Annotated in this window: 8 protein-coding genes; 7 read left to right on the top strand and 1 reads right to left on the bottom strand. The window is 64.1% G+C overall.

The window, feature by feature from the left end; genetic code table 11:
* Nucleotides 1-501 precede the first annotated feature (501 nt).
* From PKD89_RS17285 to istB, 6 genes are all read left to right on the top strand, one after another.
* Nucleotides 502-1,710: a site-specific integrase gene (locus tag PKD89_RS17285; RefSeq protein ID WP_289012668.1), complete on the top strand. Its 1,209-nt coding sequence runs from the start codon at nt 502-504 to the stop codon at nt 1,708-1,710.
* A 230-nt stretch (nt 1,711-1,940) separates the two neighbouring features.
* Nucleotides 1,941-2,636, top strand: a complete 696-nt coding sequence (locus PKD89_RS17280; RefSeq protein ID WP_324332637.1) for a tyrosine-type recombinase/integrase — start codon at nt 1,941-1,943, stop codon at nt 2,634-2,636.
* Nucleotides 2,633-3,625: a tyrosine-type recombinase/integrase gene (locus PKD89_RS17275; protein ID WP_289012666.1), complete on the top strand. Its 993-nt coding sequence runs from the start codon at nt 2,633-2,635 to the stop codon at nt 3,623-3,625. Before PKD89_RS17280 ends, PKD89_RS17275 begins: the two co-directional genes overlap by 4 nt.
* A gap of 95 nt (nt 3,626-3,720) precedes the next feature.
* The gene (locus tag PKD89_RS17270; RefSeq protein ID WP_349257378.1) at nt 3,721-5,259 is read left to right on the top strand and encodes a Mu transposase domain-containing protein; all 1,539 of its coding nucleotides are present in this window, start codon (nt 3,721-3,723) and stop codon (nt 5,257-5,259) included.
* Nucleotides 5,256-5,543, top strand: a complete 288-nt coding sequence (locus PKD89_RS17265) for a hypothetical protein (RefSeq protein WP_289012664.1) — start codon at nt 5,256-5,258, stop codon at nt 5,541-5,543. The genes PKD89_RS17270 and PKD89_RS17265 overlap by 4 nt, the downstream gene beginning before the upstream one ends.
* Nucleotides 5,534-6,316 (top strand): IS21-like element helper ATPase IstB, encoded by a 783-nt coding sequence (gene istB / locus PKD89_RS17260; protein WP_349257377.1) that lies wholly within the window; start codon nt 5,534-5,536, stop codon nt 6,314-6,316. Before PKD89_RS17265 ends, istB begins: the two co-directional genes overlap by 10 nt.
* A gap of 654 nt (nt 6,317-6,970) precedes the next feature.
* Here istB and PKD89_RS17255 read toward each other — a convergent pair.
* The gene (locus tag PKD89_RS17255) at nt 6,971-7,579 is read right to left on the bottom strand and encodes a TetR/AcrR family transcriptional regulator (RefSeq protein WP_289012662.1); all 609 of its coding nucleotides are present in this window, start codon (nt 7,577-7,579) and stop codon (nt 6,971-6,973) included.
* 134 nt (nt 7,580-7,713) lie between these two features.
* On the opposite strand from PKD89_RS17255, the gene PKD89_RS17250 reads away from it, so the two are divergent.
* On the top strand, nt 7,714-9,006 hold the full coding sequence (locus PKD89_RS17250; protein WP_289012661.1) for a cytochrome P450: 1,293 nt from the start codon (nt 7,714-7,716) through the stop codon (nt 9,004-9,006).
* Nucleotides 9,007-9,009 lie beyond the last annotated feature (3 nt).

The following is a 9,009-nucleotide window of genomic DNA, read 5'->3' as shown; positions in this document are numbered from 1 at the left end:
CGAACCTAAATCGCGAGCCTCAACCCCGACGCGAAAGACACCAGCCACCTAGAGCTGTTCGAAATCGAGCCAGTTTGTGGCCCATAAGTGGCCCGGGCACCTGTCAGCGGACATGAGATGCTCCCCATAGGCGGCCGGTAGGGGTTGGCGTTCCCCGGGGGCGGCCATGGGTTCTCCCCGCGTGTGGCCACGGGTTTGGCCCGTTGGCGGCCGGTATCCGTTTGTTGGTGTTCCTCCTGGGCTTGGATCGATGGCGCTGACCTATCGGTCCCGAGCACCAGGAGGAACCTGCTCATGTTGTCGGGCAATGCCGATATCGGCATTGTCTGACCTATGCCGACCCCGCGACTATGCCGACATCGGCTGCGGGTGATCAGACTTCTTCAGGGTGGGAGTGGGTGTTTGGTCTGGTGGGGGGTGTGGTGCTCGGCATAGTCGCGGTGTGGCGTTGAGGCTTTCCTGGTCGGAGCCGTTCGGTTCCGTGGACCAGGAGGAAAGCCGATGGGCACCATTTCGTGGACGTGTGGCGATTCGCCGCTGACATCGTTCGCTGCCGAGTACAGGGAAGCGCTGGTCGGGTTGGGCTACCAGCCGGGCACGGTGAAACGGCGCATGGCCGAGATGGGGCGGTTGAGCCGCTGGATGGCCGACGAGGGCATTGCCGTGAACGAGTTGACTGAGGGCCAGATCGACGCGTTCGTTGTTACTTGCGTCGGCCAGGAGGGTCGAATCCCGGCGAGACGGCCGTTGCTGGAGGTATTGGTCGTGTTGTTGCGGAGTGTGGGTGGTGCTCCTGAGGCGCTGATTCCCGCCCCGACGCCGACAGGGGAACTGCTTGATCGTTACGCCGGCTATCTGACACGAGAGCGTGAGCTGGCACCATCGACGGTGCAACGTTATGTGCGGATGGCGAAGGTCTTTCTGACCGAGCGTGCGGCCCGTGTTGGGGGCACGGGGGCCGAGGGCCTCGTGGCAGCCGACGTGTTTGCCTATCTGCTTCGCTCGTGTGGTCGGCTCAGTGTCGGGTCGGCGAAACGCGAAGCCGAGGATCTTCGGTCGTTGCTGCGGTTCCTCTACTGGGACCGGATCGTTGAGGTCGACTTGGGATTGGCCATGCCGCCTGTTGCCGGCTGGCGGGACACCGGGATGCCTCAGAGCATATTGCCGGTCGAGGTGAGGGCGTTGCTTGATGGCTGTGATCGGTCCGGGGTCGGCGGCCGGCGTGACTTCGCCATCTTGACGCTCATCGCTCGTCTTGGGCTTCGCTCTTGTGAGGTCGCTCGTTTGGAACTGGCCGATCTTGACTGGCGTGCCGGGGAGGTCACGGTGCGGGGTAAGGGTCGCCGTGTCGACCGGTTGCCCATGCCCGCCGACGTTGGCGAAGCGCTGGTCGAATACTTCCAACACGGTCGGCCGGCCAGCAGCGAACGAAACGTTTTCCTCACCGTGTTGGCGCCTCATGTGCCGATTCGTGCGTGTTCGCTCACCGAAGTCGTGTACCGGGCGTGCGGTCGTGCCGGGGTGGCAAGGGTGGGTCCGCACCGGCTGCGACACGGTCTTGCCACGGACCTGCTGGCTCAGGGCGCCAAACTGGTCGAGATCAGCCAGGTGCTACGCCACCGGGACCTGGCCACTACCGCGGTCTACGCCAAAGTCGATTTCGTTGCGCTGGCCCAGGTTGCCCAGCCCTGGCCAGGAGCCCGACGGTGAGCGCCCTGTCGGAGACCGCCGATGAGTACCTGGCACTGCGCCGCCAGCTTGGCCATCAACTTGCGGAGGCCCACCGGCTGCTCCCACGGTTTGTCGCGTACCTCGATTCTGTCGGTGAGCCGACCGTCACCGTGGCCGCAGCGATGGCCTGGGCGCAGGCCCCGGACGTGTCACCCACCAGTTGCGTATGGTCCCGCCGAATGACGGTCGCACGAGGGTTCGCCCGTCACATGGCCGCCCTCGATGAGCGCACCGAAGTCCCACCGCCCGGTCTGATCCCGAACCATCAGGGGTGGCGGCCACCGTTCATCTACAGCCCCGAGGACATCGACGCGCTCATGGCGGAGGCTCACCAAAGCCGCTGGCGGCTACCCGCAGCAACCCAAGAAACCGTGATCGGTCTCCTGGCCGCCACCGGGATGCGGATCGGCGAGGTGATCGGACTGAACCGCGACGACATTGCATGGGACGACGCTGTACTTACCATCACCGCAACCAAGTTCGGGAAATCCCGCAACATCCCACTGTTGGAGTCCACCATGGCCGCGCTCGCGGACTACGCGGCCTTCCGCGACCGGCTCTGTCTCGAACCGTCATCATCAAGCTTCTTTGTTTCCAGACGGGGCACCAGGCTGCTCTACCCGCCGTTCCGGCTGACTTTCCGCCGCCTCTGTGACCTCTCAGGGGTCGGAGCGGGATCGTCGATCCGGCCGAGAATTCATGATGTCAGACATACGTTCGCTGTCCGGACGTTGTTGAAGTGGTATCGGGAAGGCGCCGACGTTGAGGCCCTCCTCCCGACCCTGTCGGTCTACCTGGGCCACGGAGACCCCCGCTCAGCGTACTGGTATTTGTCAGCCGCCCCCGAACTGTTGGCGTTGGCCGCAACCCGTTTGGACCTGAACCGGGAGGTGCTCGGCCGATGAGCCTGATCGCCCCCACCCTGGAGAGCTTCTTCACCGACCGGCTGGTCAAACAACAACAGGCCAGCCCGGCAACCATCGCCTCCTACCGTGACTCGTTGCGGATGCTCCTCACCTACGCCCAGGAACACACCGGCAAACCCCCTGCCCGCCTTGACTGGGCCGACCTTGACGAGACGCTGATCGGCGGTTTTCTCGACAGTCTCGAAACCGAACGTCACAACAGTCCCAGAACCCGGAACCTGCGTCTGACCGCCATCCGCTCGCTGGTCAACTATGGGTCCCTCCGGCACCCCGAACACACCGCCACGTTCCAACGTGTCCTGGCGATACCACCCAAACGCTTCGAACGGGCGTTGGTGTCGTTCCTCACCGCCGACGAGATCGACGCGCTCGTTGACGCTCCCGACCTGGACCGTTGGGAAGGCCGCAGAGACCGGTCACTGCTCCTCGTCGCGGTCAGAACCGGCCTGCGTGTCTCCGAGCTCACCGGGTTGGACTGCGACAACGTCACCCTTGGCACCGGCGCGAGTGTCCACTGCGAGAACGGCAAGGGCCGCAAGCAACGTGCCGTGCCCCTCAACACCGGGACCGCGGCGATCCTCGCCGTCTGGATGACAGAACGCGCCGGCCAACCCGGTGAGCCGCTCTTCCCGACCCGCACAGGTCGACCGTTGAGCCCAGACGCAGTCCAGCGTTTGGTCCGCAAACACGCCGGTGTTGCCGCCGATCGGTGCCCGTCGCTGCGCAACAAACGGCTCCACCCCCACGTGCTCCGTCACAGTTGTGCCATGGCACTACTTCAAGCCGGTGTCGACACCGCTGTCATCGCCCTCTGGCTCGGCCACGCCGACCTCCGCTCAACGAACGTCTACTTACACGCCGACATGACGATCAAACAACGAGCACTCGATCTCATCAAACCCGACTCGGCACCGCCAGGGAACTACCAGCCCCCCGACGCTGTGCTGGCGTTCCTCGAAAGCCTGTAACTATGCCGACCACACACACAACCACAACCCGCCACCACTGGCCGCCCACCGAAGGGTCGGCATAGTCGCGGGGTCGGCATAGGTCAGAGGAGAAAATTTTGGAGGTCCTTGAGGCCTACGATTTGACCGGTTCATACCGGTCAGCAGGCCAGTTGTGTGGTGTGGATCACCACACGGTGCGCCGTTATGTGGCGGCCCGGGATGCCGGTTTGGACCCGACGGTTCCAGCGCACCCGGTCCGGGAGAAGGTGACCGATCCGTTCATCGACCACATCGCTGGTTGGGTCGAGAAATCGAAGGGCAAGATCCGTGGCGATGTTGTCCACACCAAGCTGGAAGCAATGGGTTATACCGGTTCGGAACGCACGACCCGCCGGGTGGTGAAACGGTTGAAGAACCATTGGTGGCGGGAGAACCACCGGTCGTATCGGCCGTGGCTGGTTGAACCTGGCCTCTGGTTTCAGTGGGATTACGGTGATGGGCCGCTCGTTTGCGGTGAGAAGTCGGTCCTGTTTTGTGGCTGGTTGGCGTGGTGCCGGCACCGGGTGGTGTTGCCGCTTCGTGACAAGCGTCTGCCGACGATCATCGGGGCGTTGGACCGGTCGTTCCGGCTGTTGGGTGGCGCCCCGACCTATGCGTTGACCGACAACGAAAAGACGGTGACCGAACGCCACATCGCGGCGTTGCCTGTTCGGAACCCGAAGATCGTCTCCGCCGCTGTGTATTACGGGGTGACAATCGCGACGTGTGTGCCGTTCGACCCGGAGTCGAAGGGCGGCTCGGAGGCGACCGTCAAGATCGCGAAGGCCGACCTGGTCCCCTCTGAGGCGAACCTCCGCGACGAATACGAGTCGTGGGAAGCCCTCGAGGCGGCGTGTGTGGCGTTCATGGACAAGGTCAACAATCGTGTCCACGCGGTGACTCATCGCCGTCCGGTGGACATGTTGGCCGAGGAACAAGCCAAGTTGCATCCGGTCCCCGACGAGCCCTACACGGTCGCGTTTGGTGAAACGAGGAGCGTGTCATGGTCCTCGACGATCCAGTTCCGTGGGGCCCGCTATTCGGTCCCGCACACCCTTTGTGACACCCGGGTGTGGGTGCGCCTCTCGGGTGACGTGCTGGTGATCGTCACCGTTGGCGACGACGGGCCGACCGAGGTCGCCCGCCACTTGGCCGTCCAGGCTGGGCAGGCGTCGATCGTTGATGCCCACTATCCGCCGCGTAAGGACCCGACCCAGCGGGAACCGAGGGCGACGAACCCCCACGAGGAAGCGTTCCTGGCGATCGGTGAAGGAGCGAAAACGTGGCTGGTTGAGGCCGCCACCGTTGGGGCACGCCACATCGAGACCACGATGGGCCAAGCCGTCGAGTTGTGCGCAAAGGTTGACCGCACTCTTGTTGATGAGGCCCTCGGTCTCGCAGGCACAGCCGGCCGGTTCGGGATCGATGACCTCAACTCGATCCTGGGCGCCACGAGGGGTCAACCCCGGCGGGCCAAAGCGGCGCACTCGTTGCAGAACAGCACCCGAGGCTGGTCGCAGTTCGGCCAACACCAACCCGACAACAACAACGGGAACGGGAACGGGAACGGGAACGGGAACGGGAACGGGAACGGGAACGGGGGCCGGTCATGAGGGGCCCATCATCGACTCCGTGCACACCCGACGGTGGTCGGGTTGTGCTCGAGGCGGCCGACGCCGCCGAGCTCGGCGGGCTCCTCGCTGGCATCGCCGGCTGGATCGCCGACGGACATGCAGGCTTCCAGAACATGGGCTTACACGTCGCCATGACTCTCAACCTGGGCGACCCTGACGGGCTCGGCGACCTCGACGCAGCCTTTCGGGTGCTCGACAACTGGGTCGAGCGGCTGAACCCACCGACCGTGACGGTCAGAACAACCCAAAGGAGATGGCAATGAACGGTCCGATCCCACAAGCGGTCACCGACGAGATCACCGTCTTGTGCCGCCGTCTCCGGCTGCGTTACATCCGAGAACAATCCCCCGACGTGCTCCTCACCGCGAAAGCCCAACGCTGGGACCCAGCCGAAACACTCCGGGTCCTCCTCCAAGCAGAAGCCGAAGGACGGAACCGGTCCACCATCGAAGCGCACCGCAAAACCGCCCGGTTCCCAGCCGGGAAAACATTCGACGCCTGGCAGGCCGAACGGTCCTCGGTTCCGGTCCCAACCCAGACCGCCCTCCAAAGCCTCGAATGGGTTGACCGTCACGAGAACCTCGTGATCTGCGGACCGTCAGGCACCGGCAAGTCCCACCTCTGCGAAGCACTCGGACAATCCGCTGTCGACCACGGACGGAACGTCCGCTGGTTCAACATCGAGGACCTCGGCGCGTTGGTCCGCTCACACCGCATCGACGACACCATCAACAGGGCACTCAAACCGGTCCTGAAAGCCGATCTGATCGTCGTTGATGACATCGGGCTGTTGCCGGTGAGCAGCGACGCAGCCGAAGGGCTCTACAGGCTCATCGACGCCGCCTATGAGAACACCAGCGTCGCTGTCAGCTCAAACCTTCACCCCTCAGGCTTCGACCAGCTCATGGACGAAACCCTCGCCGGCCCCCTCGTTGACCGGCTCCTCCACCACGCCCACGTCATCGTCACCCAAGGCGAATCCATCCGCCTCGAAGACGCACTCAACGGAAAGGGGGTGGAGCCCTTGACCAAATGACCGGGGAAACACCCGGCCGCCCGCGGGGAATCCCCATGGCCGCGCGCGGGGACAACACCCGACCGCCCACGGGGAAACCACAAGGCCGCCAACAAGGACAATCTCATGGCCATTGACAGCACCTCAGCGACCAGACGCCCAGGCCCTCAGATCGCTGCAAATTCAACGGTTTTTGGAGCCCGGGAGGAGAATCGAACTCCTGACCTGCGCATTACGAGTCAGTCCATACAGATAGTAGGAACGGGTAGGGCCTGGTATCTAGCGGTTTTTGGGACGTCCGAGTCAGCAGATACCACCTCCTACCGCGCTATACGCTGGAGTTTGTGGCCCATAAGTGGCCCGCTCCCCCGTCCCGCATCGGTTCAGAGGTGTATCCGGATGGGCTAGAACTTCTCGAATCTCGATGACGGCGAGCGCGTTGGCGGCGACCAGTTGCAGCGTCGAGTCCTGGCGGATCTCGCACCTGCGCTGCATGACCTAAGCACGGCGGGCCACATCTGCATTCGCCGCCAGGGACCCACCCGGGAGACGTCCGTCGAGGCATCGAGCTAGCACATCGCTGAAGCTCGGCTCCGGGCGCGTCGCTGCCTTTCACGTTCTTGTCTGGACTCGGAGGTGCAGGCAGTGGTGATGGCTCTTACCGCAGTTCGGCTCCTACTGAGCGGCGTGAACTCGGATGCCGTCGAGCACCATTTCGACGCCGAGTTTTGCTGCCTCGTCGGGATCGGCGTTGGCATCACCAAACGCTGAGAGCGATTCGGGGTGACTGCTCATCACGCCAAGGCCGTAGGTGACCAGGTGAAAGAACACCGTGGTCACCGGACCGGGCCGAACGCGGCCATCGCCCTGGAGTTGCTTGATGGAGCGGAGACCAACCTCGTTGATCGGCGTGACGTAGCGGTTGAGGAGGTACTCGTAGCGAGGCCCGCGGTGGGCCGATTCCTGGTGAAGGATCCGGACGAGTGAGGGGTTGGCTCGGGTGACCGCAACGAAGCGAAGCATGGCGCCGCGCAGTTGGTCGAGGGGGTCGTCGCCGGCCTCGAGGATGCCAGCCGCCAATTGGTCGAGCATCGATCGCAGGCCGTGATCGACGGCCGCATACCAGAGGGACTCTTTTGTTCCATATCGCTTGTTCAACAGGTTGTGACTGAAATCCAGGCGGCGGCATACCTGACGCATCGACGCTCCGTCATAGCCGTCATCGGCAAAGGCGGCCAGCACGCTGTCGAGCAGGATCTCGTCGCTGATCTGACGGGGACGCATCCGGTCGACTCTAGGTACTGGCGGCGTCGAGGTGCCGCTCACCGATCGCTGGGTTGACAACTGTCATCTTTGGGTGCTCGGCTGAGTGCGTCGCGACCGACGATGGGTCGGCACCAACGGGAGGCAACGACACCATGACCGTCAATGCAGGGACGTCAACGGATTCGACGGCGCAGGCGGGAACCCCACCGAAGGACCCGTCCGACTGGTTCGTGGTCGCCGAGCGATGGACCGATATGGGTGCCTGGCATCGCGGGGTCGGCGACATCCGTCGCACCACCCCGGTGCTGCGTGCCGATCGTCCGGGTTTTGACCCGTTCTGGGTGCTCACCCGTCACGCGGACGTGTTCGAGGCGTCGCGCGACAACCAGACGTGGCACAACACCGAACGTTCCGTGCTGGGACCGGAGGCCGACTACGACAAGCTGACTGCGTCGGGCATGCCCATGCCGAAGACGCTCGTCCACCTCGATGGTCAGGCCCACACCGACCATCGCAAGGTCACGAGCGACTGGTTCAAGCCGGCGGCCGTGAGCAAGCGCCAGCCCCGCATCGACAGCATCGCCGACGAGTTCGTCGAACGGCTGCACGGTCTGGGCGGCCGCTGCGACTTTGCCCGCGACATCGCCCAGCCATTCACCCTGCGGGTGATCATGGACATCTACGGTGTGCCGCCAGAGGACGAGCCCCTAATGCTCGAGCTCACCCAAGGCATCTTCGGCGCCGCCGACCCGGAGTACCTCGGCGACGCCGCCAGCGTCGATGCCAAGGTCATGGAATCGGTGATGAGGTTCATCCAGTTCTTCGCCGAAGTGACCCAGGACCGTCAGGCCTGCCCAACCGACGATCTGGCCTCGGTCATCGCCAACGGCGAGATCGACGGCTGTCCGATGGATGGCGAACACCAGCTTTGGTATTACATCATCGTCGCCACCGCAGGCCACGACACCACGTCTTTCGCGCTCTCTGGAGGCCTCGAGCTTCTCGCTCGCAACCCGTCCCAGTGGGCCGCTCTCGCTGCCGATCCGGACCTGATCAACAACGCTGCCGACGAAATCATCCGCTACACCTCGCCCGTGCGGCACTTCATGCGCTACGCCCAGTCCGACACCCGGATCGGCGACGTCGAGATCCCGAGCGGAGGTCGGGTGTTGTTGTCCTATCCGTCGGCGAACCGGGACGAGGCGGTGTTCGACGACCCGGACCGCTTCGACATCACCCGCCCCGACGCCGACAAACTGCTGTCGTTCGGGGTCGGCGCCCACTTTTGCCTCGGAGCCCAGTTCGCCCGACGGGAGCTGCGCACGATGCTGAGACGGCTCAGCCAGGAACTTGACCACGTCGAGTTGGACGGCGAAGTTTCCTACGCACAATCACACTTCGTCTCAGGGGTGAAGAGCCTGCCGATCACCTACTCGTTTCGCTAGCCA

The sequence above is a fragment of the Candidatus Neomicrothrix sp. genome (genome assembly GCF_035329545.1).
Lineage (GTDB): Bacteria > Actinomycetota > Acidimicrobiia > Acidimicrobiales > Microtrichaceae > Microthrix > Microthrix subdominans.
This window is presented reverse-complemented; position numbering and strand designations above follow the sequence as displayed.

Excerpts from the sequence above, each read along its gene's own strand:
- PKD89_RS17285 (WP_289012668.1), top strand. The coding sequence starts at position 502 with ATGGGCACCATTTCGTGGACGTGTGGCGATTCGCCGCTGACATCGTTC.
- PKD89_RS17280 (WP_324332637.1), top strand. The coding sequence starts at position 1,941 with ATGGCCGCCCTCGATGAGCGCACCGAAGTCCCACCGCCCGGTCTGATC.
- PKD89_RS17275 (WP_289012666.1), top strand. The coding sequence starts at position 2,633 with ATGAGCCTGATCGCCCCCACCCTGGAGAGCTTCTTCACCGACCGGCTG.
- PKD89_RS17265 (WP_289012664.1), top strand. The coding sequence starts at position 5,256 with ATGAGGGGCCCATCATCGACTCCGTGCACACCCGACGGTGGTCGGGTT.
- istB (WP_349257377.1), top strand. The coding sequence starts at position 5,534 with ATGGCAATGAACGGTCCGATCCCACAAGCGGTCACCGACGAGATCACC.
- PKD89_RS17255 (WP_289012662.1), bottom strand. The coding sequence starts at position 7,579 with ATGCGTCCCCGTCAGATCAGCGACGAGATCCTGCTCGACAGCGTGCTG.
- PKD89_RS17250 (WP_289012661.1), top strand. The coding sequence starts at position 7,714 with ATGACCGTCAATGCAGGGACGTCAACGGATTCGACGGCGCAGGCGGGA.